We start from the raw sequence: 14,629 nt of genomic DNA, 5'->3' as shown, positions 1-14,629 counted from the left end.
ATCGGGAAATCTCCGCACACCGTCCACCACCTCCTTCGACAGGAAATGAAGCGGATGACCCATCACTTACGCACCTTGACCGCGTTGGCCGTGACCGCCGTGCTGGCGGTCGCGTCGCACACCTCCGGCACGGACACGGTCGCAGCGGCGGCCTCCCCCATCACAGCCCGATTCCCCGTCCACGCCGGATCCGCCGGCACCGGCTCCGTGCTGCAGCCGGGAGACGTCGCCGGAACGACGGTGGTGGAACCGCCCCCGGCCGACGTGCTGGTCCGCCGTCCCGGACGGGCGCAGGGAGAGCTGTTCGTCACGGCGCAGAGCCCGGAGCCGAACTACGCCCGAGGTCCGCATATCATGGATGACCGCGGCCGCCCCATCTGGTTCCGCGAGGTGCCGGACGGCTACTTCGCCACCGACTTCCGCGTACAGGAATACCGCGGCGAAAAGGTCCTGACATGGTGGGAAGGCAAGTCCACGAACACCGGCATAGGCAGCGGAACCGGCTATATCGCCAACGAGAACTACGAGATCATCGCGACGGTGCAGACGCCTGATCCAGGCGAGGTGATGGACCTTCACGAGTTCCTTCTGACCGAGCGTGGCACCGCGCTGATCATCAGCTATCAGCCGAAGCCGTACGACCTGAGCGAGCTGGGCGGACCCGCGAACGGCACGGTGGTCGACAACGTTGTGCAGGAGATCGACATCGCTACCGGCAAGAAGGTGATGAACTGGAGCGCTCTGGAGCACGTTCCGCTCACCCACTCCGACATACGGCCTTCCCCCGACAAGAACATGGCGTACGACTACCTGCATGTGAACTCCGTCGACGTCGACACCGACGGGAACCTGCTCATCTCCGGCAACGGCGCCAGCACGATCTACAAGGTGGACCGGCGGACGGGCGAGATCATCTGGCGCCTGGGCGGTCGCAACAGCGACTTCCGGCTCGGGGTGGGGGTGCGCTTCAGCTGGCAGCACGACGTCCGGGCGGTCGGCCGCAACACCTACCGCCTCTTCGACAACGCGACGCGGCGCGGCCTGGAGGGCTACGAATCGCGGGTGGCGTGGATCAAGGCCGACCCCGAACGCGGCACGGCCGAGCTGGTGCGCCAGCAGGTCCACCCGGAGCTGGTGTCCGGCACCATGGAGGGGGGCAGCCAACAACTGGACAACGGCAACACGTTCGTGAGCTGGGGCGTGTCCTCGCCGGGCCGCATGTCGGAGTTCTCGCGCGACGGCCGGCTGCTGTTCGACGCCACGTTCCCCCGCTCCACCAGCAGCTACCGCGCCTACCGGCTCGCCTGGGAGGGCCGGCCCCTGACCGACCCCCGACTCCTCGTCGAGCAGGCCGACGAAGGCGTGGTCCGGGCCAACTGGAACGGCGCCTCGAACGTGGCCCGTTGGCGACTGCTCGCCGCCGGGGCGGAGGGCGACCTGAAGCCGGTCGGGACCGCGGCCTGGGACGGGTTCGACACGCCGATCACCCTCCCGGCCACCGCCCGTGACGCCGACCGGCTGCAGGTACAGGCGCTTGACGAACGCGGCAAAGTCATCGACAGCTCGCCCGTCACGCCCGTCGGCGCCGCCTCGTCCGACGGGAACTGAGCGGATGGCAACCATGACGCACGCGCGAATCACAGACCTCGTCTTCAGGACCCCGCCGCTGATGAAGATGGCGGAGCTGGCGGATCACGTCGCCGCCGACGCCGGTGGCGACGCCGTCGCGAAGGTGGTGGGCAACTCCGCCATCACCACCAAGGGCATGGCGGTCAACGTGCTGGTCGAGGACCCGCGGCGGTGGCCCACCCGGCAGCGTATGGACCGCAGCCTCGCCGAGGCCACGCGGCTGGGCCGAGAAGCGGTGCTGGAGGTGCTCGACCAGGCCGAACTGCGCCCGCAGGATGTCGGACTCCTGGCCACCGTCACCACCACGACCCACTCCGCCCCAGGGCTCGACGCCCTCGCGCCGGCGCTCGGCATGCGCGAGAACGTCGAGATCCTCTCCCTCGGCCCGATGGGCTGCTACGCGGCCCTGCCGACTCTGACCGCCTGCGCGCACTGGGTCGCGGCCCGGCGCCGCCCCGCCGTACTGCTGGCCGTGGACCTGTTCTCGCCGCACCTGCAGCCACCGCCGTACGACAAGGAGGCGGCCGTGGTGCTGACACTCTTCGGCGACGGCGCGGCCGCGGCCGTGCTGCGGCCCGACGAGCCGGGCGCGCCAGGGGCGCGGGTGATCGACGCCGAGCAGCTGACCGTCCCGGCGCACGCCGAGGACCTGCAGGTGCATCTCGGCAACCAGGGACTGTGGATCCGGCTGGCCCCGACCATGCCGGACGTCGTGGCCGGCGCCGTCGGCCTCCCGGCGAAGGCGCTGCTAGCGAGGAACGGCCTCGCCTGGGACGACGTGACCTGGTGGGCGGTGCACCCCGGCGGCAGGCGCATCCTCGACCGGGTCGAGGAAGCGATCGGTCTGCCCGAGGACTCCATGGCCGTGGCGCGCGCCGTGATGCGCGAGTACGGCAACACCGCGGCCCCGGCCGTGCTCGGGGTACTCCGCCGGCTCCAGTCGACCCGGCCCCTGGGCCCCGCGGAGCACGGTGTCGTCCTGGCCTTCGGCCCCGGGGCCACGATCTGGGCGGTGCTGCTGCGCGGCGCGTAGCCCTCCGGACCACCCCTACGACATGGCACATCCCTACGACATGAGAGGGACCCATGCTGGAAATCTTCGGCGCCGGCTTCGGTCGCACCGGAACCCTGTCGCTCAAAACCGCTCTGGAAATGCTCGGCTTCGGCCCCTGCCACCACATGCTGGGCCTGTTCGAGGACCCGGACTCCATTGCGCTGTGGCAGGCCGCCGCCCGCGGCGAGCCCGTCGACTGGGCGCAGGCCTACACGGGCTACCGGTCGAGTGCCGACTGGCCAGGCGCCGCCTTCTGGCGGCAGATCACCGCGGCCGTCCCGGAGGCGAAGGTGATCCTCACCGAACGCGCCCCGGACGCCTGGTACGCCAGCGCCGAGAGCAGCATCTACGCCGCCGCTGTGGCCCCGCTGCCCGACGACGCCGACCCGCTGTTCGCCCAGGTGCGCCAGATGTCGCTCGACGTCGTCTGGAACGGCGTCTTCGACGGCCGGTTCGCCGACAAGCAGCACGCCCTGCAGGTCTTCGAGCGGCACAACACCGCGGTCAAGGAGGAACTCGACCCCGCCCGGCTGCTCGTCTTCGAGGTCGCCCAGGGCTGGGAGCCGCTGTGCGAGTTCCTCGGGGTACCGGTCCCCGACGAGCCCTTCCCACGCAGCAACGACAGGGCGGCCTTCGCGGCGCACATCGCCCAGCGCAGGTCCGCCGGCGGCACGGTGGGGCCGGCCGACTGACCCCGGTCCCAGCCGCCTGTCCCGAGACGTTGGTGACGGGCGCCAGAGCCTTGAGTCTTCCTTGAACTGGGTGAGGGCCCCTGGGTTCGGTGTGGATCGCGGGATCGTCCGGAAGCGCAGCGCGCCCGGGACTGCTTCGACCAGGCGATGCGCGCCTTCAACGACCCGGACGAGCCGATCTGGGCGGCATGGGCGGCCTGGAGCCTGGGCGCCCTCGGCATCACCTCGCCGGACCATCAAGTGGCGCAGCTCGACGACGCGGCGCGGTGGCGTCGGACAGCCGCGTGGCCGCGTCGGCGATCTCGGAAAAGCCGCCGTCAGGCCGCTGCTTGATGAGCAGTCCGGAAGGAGCTGCGAGGCAGGGAAGCAGGGCCGTCCACCCGCGGCCCGGCCGCGCAACGCCCGGCTGACGTGCGGCCGAGAGGCGGTGCCCCCACGGGACGGGGGAAGGCCGCCGTGGGGGCACCGCGGATTCAGGTGGTGGCCAGTGCCTCGGTCGGTGGGAGACGGGCCGCCCGTACAGCCGGATAGAAGCCGGCCAGGCCGCCGATCACCAAGGTGGCGCCGACGCCGCCGGCCATCGCCCAGGCCGGGACGACGGTCGGCCAGCCCTGGTAGGCGGCGTACCCTGTCGTGACGCCGATGCCCAGGACCACGCCGCCGAGGCCGCCGAGCGCGGACAGCAGCAGCGCCTCGGCCAGGAACTGCGTGCGGATCTGGCCGCGGGTGGCGCCCAGGGAGCGGCGCAGGCCGATCTCGGAGCGGCGCTCCAGCACGGAAATGACCATGGTGTTGGCCACACCGACCCCGCCCACGAGCAGGGCGACACCGCCTAGTCCGAGCAGTAGGCCGCTGAGGGCGTCGTCCGTGGCCTGCTTGGCGGCCAGAGCGTCGGACGGCCGGGAGACCTCGACCTCGCTGGGCATCTCCGGGTTGGCGGTGGCGCCCAGGATCGACTGGACGTCGCTGACGGACGACTCCTCGGCGCGGGTATAGATGCTGGTGGGGTAGCCGTCGAAATCCAGCAGCCGTTCCGCGACCGGCCAGCCCACCAGTGCCGCCGAGTCCAGGGTGGGCACGAGTTCGTTGGGGGCGAGCAGGCCGACGACGGTGAACCAGCGTCCGCCGAGCCACACCTTCACGTCGGCGCCCACTCGGTCGACGCCGAGCTGTTCGGCCGCCTTGGCGCCGAGGACGACCGCCGGGTAGCGGCTGTGGGCCGCGTTCAGCCAGCTGCCCGCCACGACCTCGGCGCCGACGGACTTCGGCAGGTCCGTGCGGGCGGCGTCGACGGTGAGGCCGCCGGTCTCCTGCTCGGGCACATGGTCATTGCGGTAGACCTTGGCGTCCGTGCGGCCGATCGCCGACACCGACTCGATCTCCGCGATGTTGCCGATCATCCCGACCGACTCGGCGGGCAGATGGGCCCCCTCGCCGCTGAAGGACGTGCCGGGTGTGATCGTCAGCAGGTTGGTGCCCAGGGCCGAGAGCCGGCGGTTCAGGTCCTCGGTGGAGGAGGTGGAGATGCCCACCACACCGACCATGGCGGCGATGCCGATAGCGATGCCCAGCGCCGAGAGGAACACCCTCATCGGACGCGAACGCAGCCCTGAACCACCCACTCTCAGCACATCGGCCGGGGGCATGCGTGCGGGTTTGGGCCGCTTGGGCGATGGGGTGCCCTCCGGTGCGGTCGGCGGCTTGGTGGCGCTCATCGCACTCATCCCACGGCCTCCTGGGGAACGAGGGACATGGACGTCGCCTCGCGGGCGGCGGAGTCGTGCTCGAGGCGGCCGTCCTTGACCCGCACCTCCCGGGGCAGGGAGGCGGCGATGTCCCGGTCGTGGGTGATGACCACCACCGCCGTACCGGACTCGTGCAGTTCGTGGAGCAGTTCGAGCACCACCGTCCCGGAGCGTGAGTCCAGGGCGCCGGTCGGCTCGTCGGCCAGCAGCAGCGGCGGGTCGCCGAGTACCGCGCGCGCGATCGCCACGCGCTGCTTCTCGCCTCCGGAGAGCTGGTGCGGTTCGTGCTGGAGACGGTGGCCGAGGCCGACCCGGCGCAGCGCCCGCTCGGCCAGACGCCGCCGCTCACCGCGCGGCCGTCCGCTGTAGAGGAGCCCGTCGGCCACGCTGTCCAGCGCCGGCACCCCGGGGGCGAGATGGAACTGCTGGAATACGAACCCGATGGTGCCGGCACGCAGCGCGGACAGCTCGCGGTCGCTGAGGCGGGACACGTCGTGCCCGTCGATGCGCACCAAGCCGGCCGTCGGCCGGTCCAGGGTGCCCATGATGTTGAGCATGGTGGACTTCCCCGAGCCGGACGGGCCGACGATCGCGAGGAGTTCACCGCGCCGGACTACGAGGTCCGCGTCGCGCAGGGCGACGACGTCGCCGTACGCCTTGGACACCCCGGCCAGTTCGACCAGGGGGCGGCCGACGGGGTTGGGTACGGTCACTTGGGTACCCCCACGACCGTGCCCTCCTCGATGCCGGTGCCGGACACCTCGACCATGCCGTCCGCGAACATGCCCAGTTCGACGGGGCGCAGTTCGGTGCCGGTCTCAGTGACGACCTCCAGGGCGTAGCCGCCGCCCTGACGGGCCATCAGCGCGTCGACGGGCACGGCGAGCACATCCTTGCGGCTGTCGGCCTTGAGGGTGACCTCGACGGCGGCGGCCTGGTAACGGCCCAGGCCCTTGGGGTCCTTGACGGTCAGTTCCACGGGCAGGGTCGGGTCCTCGCCGCCCGAGTCGCCGGAACCGCCGGAACTGCTGCCGCCGTCGCCGGCGCCGGAGTCGTCGGCGCTGGTGGAGGTCGGGGTGCCGATGTCCGTCACCTCGGCCTGGACCGTGCTGTCGTCGGGGAGCGTCACCGTGGCCCCGGTGCCCTCCTCGACCAGGTCCTCGTAGGCGACGTCCAGGTCGACGCTGATGATCCGTTCGGTGTCGGTCCAGGACAGCACGGCGCCGCTCAGCGAGGCGCCGGGGACGGTCTCCTGCGTGGCGACGCGCCGGGCGCCGGTGGCCATGACGGCGTCCGCGGGCGACACCGTGCCGGTCTCCTCGCGGCCCAGGTCGTCCTGCCACTCGCGCACCGCGTCGGCGGTGTCCGAGGTGTACTCGTCGTCGATGGTGAAGCCGTCGTAGCCGAGGGCGCGGAGGTTCTTCTCCAGCATCGCCACGTCGGCGCCCTCGGTGCCGGTCTGCAGGGTGCGATACAGCGGGAAGGAGCCGTAGAGCAGCGGCACCTTCTGCTCGTTGACGCGGTAGACGGCGTCGCCGCGCTCGATGACGCGTCCCTCGTCGGGCAGCCAGGTGACGATGCTCGCGGTGTCGGAGCCGCCGTCCGGCGCCTGCTGCCCGCTGCCGGTCGCGGAGCCGGTGCCGGACTGCGCGGCGGGGGCCTGCACGGTGGTGGCGCTGCCGTAGCCGAGGTTGCCGTCCACGGTCTGGGTGTCGGTCAGGGTGGTGCGCTGCACCTTCGTCGTGGCGGGCGGTGCGGTGGGCGCGGCGCTGCCCGAGTCGCCGCTGTCGCCGCCGAGGGCCCCGGTGGCGGCCACGCCGGCCGCCGCGGCCACGGCGATCGCGGCGAGCAGGATCAGGGACATGCGCAGCGGCCGGCGCCGGCGGTGGCTACCGGCGGCCGGCGCTTCGGCGGTGGCGTGCCCGCCGCGGCCACCGTCGGCCGTGGCGGGAGCCTGCTCTTCCCGCGTGGCGAGCGAGGGTGCGTCGTCGTGCGCGGTGGCGACTGCGCCGGCCTGCGGGGACGCCATCTCGCGGGAGGCGAGGCGCTCCAGGGCTCCGGAGGTGTCACCGCCGGGTGGTCGCGCCTCGCTCTCGTCGTGGCTCGTCACTGGCCGCCACCTCCGCCGAACTGAACGGCGCCGCCGGGGTACTTGCTCTGGCAGGTCTGCATGGCCTGCTGGAACTTCGGGTCACCGGGGTCGACGCCGGCGCCCATGATGTCGATGTTCAGGCTGGAGCCGTTGATCTCGGGGTCCGGGAACTTCGGCACGCCGTTGTCGCGGATGCACTGCGCCCACTCGGCGGCCTTGGTCGAGTCGATCGTCCCGCCGCCGCCGGTACCACCCGGGCCGCCCTGCGGGGCGAGGTCCTGGCAGGCCTGCTGAGCGTCCTGGAACTCCTGGGAGTTGGGGTCGAGGCCGTCCTGTGGGCTGATCCGGATGCCGCCGCCGTCGGCCTGCGGGTCGGGGAAGTTGGGTACGCCGTTCTCACGCATGCACTGGGAGTAGGCCAGCGCACGGTCGGCGGGGCTGGTCGGCGATGCTTCGTCCGAGCCGGAGGAGGCCGCGGCGGGGTCGTCGGAGCAGCCGGTCAGGAGGGTTCCGGTGAGCAGGGCGGCCGCTGCCACGAAGGTGCGGACGGCCGACTTCTTGTATGTCGTGGTGAACATGGGTCCAAGTTCTACGCAGCGTCCGGTCACACCGGGGACACAAAATCATGTGCGCCGACAGCGGCTTTGACGTGCGCGTACGGGGGTATTCCGGGCATGCCGAGAGGCCGCGCAGTGGGCGGCGCGGCTGTTCGGCACGGGGAGCCGACCGGGAGGTCAGGCTCGCTCGGGGCTGCCCCGCGCGGCCATGCGGCCCGACGCGACGAGCCGGAGTGTCTCCTCCTCGGTGGCGTCGACCCGTTGCATGGCCATGCGCAGCAGCGGCGGTGCCATGACGGAGGTGACCACCGCGACCAGGACGATGATCGTGTACGTCCGTGTGTCGAGGATGCCCAGTCTCAGGCCGACCATCGCCACGATCACCTCGATGACCCCGCGCGCGTTCATGCCGGCGCCGAGCGCCAGGGCCTCCCAGCGGCTGAGCCGGCTCAGCCGGGCGCCCAGGTAGGCGCCGGCGAACTTCCCCACGATCGCGACCGCGAGCACGGCCGAAGCAGCCAGGAGCACGGCTGGTTCCCGCAGGGCCCGCAGATCGATCCTGAGGCCGGCCGTCGCGAAGAACACCGGGGCCAGCACGGCGAGCACGACCATGCGCAGGGAGGCCGTGCGCACCTGGTCGAACTCCCCGCTGGAGCCGATGAGCATGCCGCACAGGTAGGCGCCGAGCACCGCCTCCAGGCCGAGGGCCTGCGTCCCGGCGGCCGCGAGCAGCATCATCGCGGCGGCCACGGCCACGGTGCGCTCGTCCGAGCCGCGGCACAGCCGCAGTGCCCGGCGCACCACCGGCCCTCTCAGCAGCGCCGCCAGGCACATGACGAGCAGCAGGGAGCCGACCGCATGCAGCAGGTCGCCCGCGGTCAGGCCGCCCAGCGTCATCGCCGAGATGACGGAGAGCATGAGCCAACCGAACGCGTCGTCCACCATGCCCGCGGCCAGCGTCAGCTGCCCGACGTCACGGTGGACGAGGTCCATGTCCATCAGCGTCTTGGCGATGACGGGGATCGCGCTGACGCACATCGCCACGCCCAGGAAGATCGCGAACATCTGCCGGTCGGCGGAGCCGATGTCCAGCAGGCGGGCCAGCGGGTGGCCGAGCCCGATGCCGAGGGCGAGCGGCACCAGCAGTCCGGCCAGGCTGACCCGGACGGCCGTGGCGCCTCTGCGGCGGATCATGGCCAGGTCCATCTCGATGCCGGTCAGGCCGACCAGTAGCAGCACCGCCACCTGTCCGACCGCGTCCAGCAGATGCATCTGGGCGGGGTCGGACGGCAGCAGCCAGTGCGCGGCCGACGGTGCCAGCCAGCCGAACAGGGAGGGGCCGAGCAGCACGCCCGCGGTGAGCTCGCCCACGATGGCGGGCAACCCCAGGCGGGCCGCAAGCCTGCCCAGCAGGATCGCCGTCAGCAGCAGCACACCGACCTGCAGCAGGAACACCAGCAGGGAGTCCGCCGCCATCGGCTGGACGGGGGTGGCCCACGGCAGGGCGGGACCGGACACGCCCTCACTCCTCCCGGTCAACGCCGATGCCAGGGTCGCCCGCCGCGGCCGGCACCGGCCGCGGCAGTTCGCCGTACCGGCGGAAGCCGTACAGCAGAGCGCTGTCGTGGTGCAGGTGCGTCACGGAGCGCACCGCGCCGACCACGATCATGTGGTCGCCGGCGGCGTGCGTGCGTTCGACGGTGCAGTCGGCGACGGCGTGCGCGGCCTCGACCAGTGCCGGGCTGCGGGTGAGGCCCGACGGCCGCCACGCCACCCGGTCGAACCGGTCGGGCGCGCCCGAGGCGAACAGCGCGGCGACCCACTCGGCCTCGCCGTGCAACAGGTTCACCGCGAACGCGCCGCCGGCGAGCACCGCGTGCAGGGTCGGGCTGCCCATCCGCAGGCAGGCCAGCAGCGTCGGCGGGTCGACGCTGACGCTGCACAGCGAGGAGCACGTCATGCCCCAGGGACGGGCGGTGCCGGACCGGGCCGTCACCACCGACACCCCGGTCGGGAACGCCGCCATCATGTCGCGGAAATCGCCGCCCGCCGGCGACGGTCCGCCGCGCCCCGGCGGCAGGTACCTCTCCCGCTCGTTCATCTCCCCCGCTCAGAGCCCCTCTCGCATCTTCTTGAAGTACTCGTTCTGTGTGGGCAGGCTCCCCACCAGGATCCGGGCCTTGTCGCGGATCGCCTGGAACTCGGCGAGGGCGTCCTTCTCGTCGACGAGGTCGAGCGCGGGCGACGGCCTGGGCTCGATGCCGCCGGTGCCGAGCAGGATGCAGTTGTACGAGTAGGGCGGCAGGCCGTGGTAGCGGGGATGGACGGTGTCGGCGTCGGGCACCTTGCTGCGCCACAGTTCCAGCCGCTCGGCCAGCGCGTCGGGCACGGTACGGGTCTTGGTGTCGCGCCAGTACTGGTTGTCGGCGCGCTTCGCACCCCGGTAGTGCAGGACGAGGAACTCCCGCACCCCGTCCATGACGTTCGCCATCGAGCTGTTGTACTGGTCGCGCAGCGAGGCATCCCAGTCGGCCGCCGGGTAGTGCTTGACCAGTTGCTCGATCGCGTAGTGGATGAAGAAGATGCCGGTCGACTCCAGGGGCTCGACGAACCCGCTGGACAGGCCCACCGCCACGCAGTTGTTGACCCAGGCGCGGTTGCTGCGTCCGATGCGCATCCGGATGTGGTTCGCGGGCACGTCGGCCGCGGCGGGACCGACGAACTCGCGCAGGGTGCGCTCGGCCTCCTCGGGTTCGAGGTAGTCGCGGGCGTAGACGTAGCCGGTGCCGATCCGGCGAATCAGCGGGATCGTCCAGATCCATCCGGCGTCCTGGGCGGTGGCGGTGGTGCACGGCCGGATCGGGTCCTTGTCCATGTCCATGGGCACCTGCAGGGCCACCGCGCTGTCGTTGGGCAGGGTGTCCCGGTACGACACGAACGGCTCGCCGAGTGCCTTGCCCAGCAGCAGCGCCCGGAACCCGGTGCAGTCGACGAAGAGGCCGCCCTCGATGCGTCCGTGTTCGGCGGTCTGCACGTGCGACACCCAGCCGCGTTCGTCCAGCCCGACGTCCTCCACGGTGTCGACGATGTGCCGCACTCCCCGCGAAGTGGCGTACTGCGTCAGGTACTTGGCGAGCAGGTGCGCCTCGAAGTGGTAGGCGTACGGGAACTGGGCACCCTGGTACTCGGCGATGGTGGACGGCAACTCGTCGGCCTCGACGAAGTCCTGTTTCAGCAGGGCGCCGTCGAGGTGGCGCGGGCTGCGTCCGGCGTCGCACAGCGAGGCCATGACGAAGCAGTCCACGTCGAACCGGTCGGTCGTGGGGTGGCGCAGCCACCAGTCGGTGAGCGGGAAGCCCTTGACCGACCGCAGCTGTTCGAAGGGGTGGTAGAAGTGGTGGCCCGGCTCACGCCAGTTCTCGAAGCGGACCGCGAGCTTGTACGTGGCGTTGCAGGCCGGCATCCAGTCCCGCTCGGCGAGGCCGAGAAACTCGAAGAAGTGCCGGATGTCGCTGAAGGTCGCCTCGCCGACGCCGATGGTGCCGACGTCGGCGGACTCCACAAGCGTGACGGCGACCCGGTCGCCGAAGGCGGCGGCCAGGTAGGCGGCGGTCATCCAGCCGGCCGTGCCGCCGCCCACGATCACGACGTCGCGCACGGCGGAGGTGCCACCGTGCCCGGGTAAAGCGGTGTGTGTCATCGAGGCTCTCCTTCGTGGATACCCCCGGCTTCAGCCGGGGGAGGAAACGAAGCTCCCGCGGAGTGGGGCACGGAAAGACGAATCGCCGCCAGGGCGACGCGGCCTCTGCCGATGATCACCCGACAGGTTTCACTCACAAGGAATCCGACAGAACGGACGAGCAGGCAGCTGGGCTGTCGCGCACGTTCGGCTGCGTCCGTCTCGTCTGCAACAAGGCGCTGGAGAAGCGCGCCCCCGCTTGGTACTTCGAGCAGCGCCGGATCTCCTACGCGGAGTCGTCCGCCGCGCTGACGGAGGGGAAGAAGACCGGGGAACTGGCGGAGCCGCTGGACATCCGCTGGTCGCGTTCCCTGCGGGATGCGTCGTGGACGGAACTCCGCTCCACGCTGGAGTACAAGTGCGCCTGGTACGGGCGCGAACTCGTCGTGATCGACCGCTGGTTCCCCAGCTCGAAACTGTGCGGGAACTGCGGGACGGTCCGCGAGAGACTGCCGCTCGACGTTCGCACGTGGACCTGCGACTGCGGCACCGTGCATGACCGCGACGTGAACGCGGCACGCACCATTCTGGCCGCCGGGCCGGCGGCGTCTGCCTGTGGAGACGGGGTAAGACCTCAACGGGAGTCCTCCCGGACGGGGCAGTCGTCGGTGAAGCAGGAAGCCCGGCGGGCGACCGCTGGAATCCCCCGCCTTTCCGCGGGAGAGGAAGTCAAGTCCCACCCCTGATCTCGATCGGAAAGGCGGTCGGTCACCAGGTCACCGGCATACGCTGTACGCCGTACGCGGTCGACAGGACCCGGAAGGGCACGTCCTCGGCGGGGATGTCGAGGCGCAGCCGGGGGAAGCGGTTGAGCAGTGCCGTGAAGGCGATCCGCAGCTCCAGCCGGGCGAGCGCCGCGCCCAGGCAGTGGTGGATGCCGTGGCCGAAGGCGACATGGGCCACGGGTTCGCGTGTGAGGTCGAGGCGGTCCGGTTCGGCGGTGAGCGCCGGGTCCCGGTTGGCCATGGGAATCGAGCAAACAACGGTCTCCCCGGCCCGAACGAGCCGGCTCCCGACCCTGACATCCTCCAGGGCGGTCCGGGGGGTGGGGGCGTGCGGCACGGACAGGTAGCGCAGGAGTTCGTCGATCGCGCGGTCCGTCGCCGACGGGTCGGCGCGCAACCGCTCCAACTGGTCGGGGTGTTCGAGCAGCGCCAGGGCGCCGAGGCCGATCATGCCGGAGATGTTGTCGAGGCCGGCGAGCATGAGCAGCACGCAGATGCCGCGCAGTTCCTTGTCGGTGAACTCGTCGCCGTAGTCCCGTACGAGCATGCCGAGGAAGCCGCCGTCGGGGTCCTTGCGGGTGCGTGCGATGAGCGCGGTGAGGTAGCGGGTGAAGGCGGTTCCGGCGGCCGCGCGCTCCTGGCGGCCCAGGGTCGCGAGGTGGGCGTGGCAGCGGCGCAGGAAGTCGGCGCGGTCGTCGCGGGGCACGCCGATGAGTTCGCACAGCACCGGTCCGGGGACAGGGTCCGCGAAGTGCTGCACCAGGTCGGCGGGCGGTCCCATGCGTTCCATGGCGTCGAGGCGTTCGTCGACGATGGCCTCGATGCGCGGCTCCAGTCGGCGGGTGCGCCGATGGGTGAACTCCGCGACGAGCATCTTGCGCAGCCGGGTGTGTTCGGGCGGGTCGTAGTCCATGAGCTGGCCGATCGCCTCGTCCGGCCGCCACTCGTCGTCGCCCCCGACCGGGGTGCGGGTGCCGAACCGGCGGCGGGTGGAGAAGCGGGTGTGGTCGCCGAGGACCTGGCGCACCTCGTGGTAGCCGGTGACCAGCCAGACGGGGCGGCCGTCGGCCTGCGGGTCGCCGTCGATGCGGGTGACGGGCTGGCCGGCGGTCAGACGGCGCAGGTCGTCCGCCGGGTCGAAGTGCGTACGGCGGATGTGGAGGGGGACGGCCGCGGTGTCGTGGTTCGTGTGGTGCGCCATGGGTGTCGCCTCCTACCAGGCCACCGGCAGTGTTTCCACGCCGTAGATGCCGGACGGGGACTTGTAGCGCAGTTCCTGTGCCGGCACGGCCAGCCGCAGGCAGGGCAGGCGGCGCAGCAGTGCCGGGACGGCGACGCGCAGCGTGAGCCGGGACAGGGGCGCGCCTAGGCAGTGGTGGATGCCGTGCCCGAAAGCCAAGTGGTTGGAGCTCTCCCGGGTGATGTCGAAGGCGTCCTCGGCGTGCGGGCACTTGGCCCGGTTGGCGGCGAGCAGCGAGCAGAGGACCACGTCACCGGCCTTGACGACCTGTCCGGCGAGGGGGACGTCGACCAGGGCGGTGCGCGGCGAAGCCGTCGAGACGACCGAGGTGTAGCGGAGCATTTCGTCCACCGCCCGGTCGACGATGTCGTCGCGCTCGCGCAGCAGGGCAAGCTGCTCGGGGTGCCGGAGCAGGGCGAGGATGCCGAGCGCGAGGGTCCCGGTGACGTTCAGGATCGCGGGGGCCAGCAGGGTGGCGACAGTTCCGGCCAGCTCCTCGTCGCTCATCTCCATGCCCTGCTCGTGCAGGAGCACACTGATCAGATCGTCGCCGCCGTGCCTGCGCTTGCTCGCCCCGAACTTGGTCAGGTACGCCATGTACGCCTTGCCGGCCGCCATCCGCTGTTCGCGCGGCCGGTTCTCGCTGCGGCTGAGGTCGAGATTGCGGGCCAGTTCGGCGTGGTCGTCGCGCGGAATGCCGAGCAGCAGACAGCCGACCAGGGTGGGGACGGGCTGGGCGTAGTGCCGGACCAGGTCGGCTGGTTGCCCCGCTCGTTCCAGGGCGTCCAGATGGTCGGACACGATCTTCTCGACCATGGGTTCCAGCCGGCGCATCCGGCGCCCGGTGAACTCCGGGGCCTGCATCTTGCGCAGCCGGGTGTGCTCGGGCGGGTCGTACTGCAGCAGGTTGCCCTCCTGGACCAGACGCCGGGAGTCCGCTTCGGTGTCTGCGGGGGGCAGGGTGGAGAAGCGTTCCGCGTCGCCGAGTACGGCGCGTACCTCGTCGGGACCCGTGGCGAGCCAGGTGCGCTCGGCGGTGCCGACGCCGTCGATCCGGGTGAGTGGGGTCTGCCGGATCATCAGCCCGAGTTCGGGCACGGGATCGATGCCGTCCCGTCGCTCGTGTGCGGGAACGTCCGTCGGCTTCGCCATGCTC

The 14,629-nt window shown here is 71.5% G+C and carries 13 protein-coding genes; 4 read left to right on the top strand and 9 right to left on the bottom strand.

Features of this window, described 5'->3' with window-relative positions; translation table 11 throughout:
- The first annotated feature begins 54 nt into the window (after positions 1-54).
- Genes ACFV7R_RS30940 through ACFV7R_RS30930 form a run of 3 tightly spaced genes read left to right on the top strand, consistent with a single transcriptional unit; the run spans position 55 to position 3,375 of the window.
- Positions 55-1,608 (top strand): arylsulfotransferase family protein, encoded by a 1,554-nt coding sequence (locus tag ACFV7R_RS30940; RefSeq protein WP_385269326.1) that lies wholly within the window; start codon positions 55-57, stop codon positions 1,606-1,608.
- 13 nt (positions 1,609-1,621) lie between these two features.
- The gene (locus tag ACFV7R_RS30935) at positions 1,622-2,662 is read left to right on the top strand and encodes a type III polyketide synthase (protein WP_385269324.1); all 1,041 of its coding nucleotides are present in this window, start codon (positions 1,622-1,624) and stop codon (positions 2,660-2,662) included.
- 53 nt (positions 2,663-2,715) lie between these two features.
- Positions 2,716-3,375: a sulfotransferase family protein gene (locus ACFV7R_RS30930; RefSeq protein ID WP_385269322.1), complete on the top strand. Its 660-nt coding sequence runs from the start codon at positions 2,716-2,718 to the stop codon at positions 3,373-3,375.
- A 473-nt stretch (positions 3,376-3,848) separates the two neighbouring features.
- On the opposite strand, the gene ACFV7R_RS30925 is transcribed toward ACFV7R_RS30930, so the two are convergent.
- The 7 genes from ACFV7R_RS30925 to ACFV7R_RS30895 all read right to left on the bottom strand — a co-directional run bounded on the left by ACFV7R_RS30925 (position 3,849) and on the right by ACFV7R_RS30895 (position 11,469).
- Positions 3,849-5,090, bottom strand: a complete 1,242-nt coding sequence (locus ACFV7R_RS30925; RefSeq protein WP_385269443.1) for an ABC transporter permease — start codon at positions 5,088-5,090, stop codon at positions 3,849-3,851.
- A gap of 5 nt (positions 5,091-5,095) precedes the next feature.
- Positions 5,096-5,833 (bottom strand): ABC transporter ATP-binding protein, encoded by a 738-nt coding sequence (locus tag ACFV7R_RS30920; protein WP_385269320.1) that lies wholly within the window; start codon positions 5,831-5,833, stop codon positions 5,096-5,098.
- A complete protein-coding gene (locus ACFV7R_RS30915; protein ID WP_385269318.1) occupies positions 5,830-7,230 on the bottom strand; it encodes a peptidoglycan-binding protein in 1,401 nt (466 codons plus the stop codon). Before ACFV7R_RS30915 ends, ACFV7R_RS30920 begins: the two co-directional genes overlap by 4 nt.
- The gene (locus tag ACFV7R_RS30910) at positions 7,227-7,790 is read right to left on the bottom strand and encodes a hypothetical protein (RefSeq protein ID WP_385269316.1); all 564 of its coding nucleotides are present in this window, start codon (positions 7,788-7,790) and stop codon (positions 7,227-7,229) included. Before ACFV7R_RS30910 ends, ACFV7R_RS30915 begins: the two co-directional genes overlap by 4 nt.
- 156 nt (positions 7,791-7,946) lie before the next feature.
- Positions 7,947-9,287, bottom strand: coding sequence for a cation:proton antiporter (locus tag ACFV7R_RS30905; RefSeq protein ID WP_385269314.1), 1,341 nt, complete (start codon positions 9,285-9,287; stop codon positions 7,947-7,949).
- A gap of 4 nt (positions 9,288-9,291) precedes the next feature.
- Positions 9,292-9,870, bottom strand: a complete 579-nt coding sequence (locus tag ACFV7R_RS30900; protein ID WP_385269312.1) for a flavin reductase family protein — start codon at positions 9,868-9,870, stop codon at positions 9,292-9,294.
- A 9-nt stretch (positions 9,871-9,879) separates the two neighbouring features.
- The gene (locus ACFV7R_RS30895; protein WP_385269310.1) at positions 9,880-11,469 is read right to left on the bottom strand and encodes a tryptophan halogenase family protein; all 1,590 of its coding nucleotides are present in this window, start codon (positions 11,467-11,469) and stop codon (positions 9,880-9,882) included.
- A 62-nt stretch (positions 11,470-11,531) separates the two neighbouring features.
- Here ACFV7R_RS30895 and ACFV7R_RS30890 point away from each other — a divergent pair, with 62 nt between their 5' ends.
- Entirely contained in the window at positions 11,532-12,194 is a 663-nt protein-coding gene (locus ACFV7R_RS30890; protein ID WP_385269308.1) for a zinc ribbon domain-containing protein, read from the top strand.
- A 22-nt stretch (positions 12,195-12,216) separates the two neighbouring features.
- Here the strand turns inward: ACFV7R_RS30890 and ACFV7R_RS30885 are convergent, their stop codons facing one another.
- Positions 12,217-13,434 (bottom strand): cytochrome P450, encoded by a 1,218-nt coding sequence (locus tag ACFV7R_RS30885; protein WP_385269306.1) that lies wholly within the window; start codon positions 13,432-13,434, stop codon positions 12,217-12,219.
- Between the two features lie 12 nt (positions 13,435-13,446).
- Positions 13,447-14,625 (bottom strand): cytochrome P450, encoded by a 1,179-nt coding sequence (locus ACFV7R_RS30880; protein ID WP_385269304.1) that lies wholly within the window; start codon positions 14,623-14,625, stop codon positions 13,447-13,449.
- Positions 14,626-14,629 lie beyond the last annotated feature (4 nt).

It is taken from the genome of Streptomyces sp. NPDC059866 (assembly GCF_042731325.1).
GTDB lineage: Bacteria > Actinomycetota > Actinomycetes > Streptomycetales > Streptomycetaceae > Streptomyces > Streptomyces flavusporus.
The sequence above is the reverse complement of the archived record's forward strand: the minus strand, read 5'-3'. Positions and strand labels throughout refer to the sequence as shown.

Bases quoted from the DNA above. Each gene is read 5' to 3' on its own strand.
- ACFV7R_RS30940 (WP_385269326.1), top strand. From the start codon at position 55: ATGACCCATCACTTACGCACCTTGACCGCGTTGGCCGTGACCGCCGTG.
- ACFV7R_RS30935 (WP_385269324.1), top strand. From the start codon at position 1,622: ATGACGCACGCGCGAATCACAGACCTCGTCTTCAGGACCCCGCCGCTG.
- ACFV7R_RS30930 (WP_385269322.1), top strand. From the start codon at position 2,716: ATGCTGGAAATCTTCGGCGCCGGCTTCGGTCGCACCGGAACCCTGTCG.
- ACFV7R_RS30925 (WP_385269443.1), bottom strand. From the start codon at position 5,090: ATGAGCGCCACCAAGCCGCCGACCGCACCGGAGGGCACCCCATCGCCC.
- ACFV7R_RS30910 (WP_385269316.1), bottom strand. From the start codon at position 7,790: ATGTTCACCACGACATACAAGAAGTCGGCCGTCCGCACCTTCGTGGCA.
- ACFV7R_RS30900 (WP_385269312.1), bottom strand. From the start codon at position 9,870: ATGAACGAGCGGGAGAGGTACCTGCCGCCGGGGCGCGGCGGACCGTCG.
- ACFV7R_RS30895 (WP_385269310.1), bottom strand. From the start codon at position 11,469: ATGACACACACCGCTTTACCCGGGCACGGTGGCACCTCCGCCGTGCGC.
- ACFV7R_RS30885 (WP_385269306.1), bottom strand. From the start codon at position 13,434: ATGGCGCACCACACGAACCACGACACCGCGGCCGTCCCCCTCCACATC.
- ACFV7R_RS30880 (WP_385269304.1), bottom strand. From the start codon at position 14,625: ATGGCGAAGCCGACGGACGTTCCCGCACACGAGCGACGGGACGGCATC.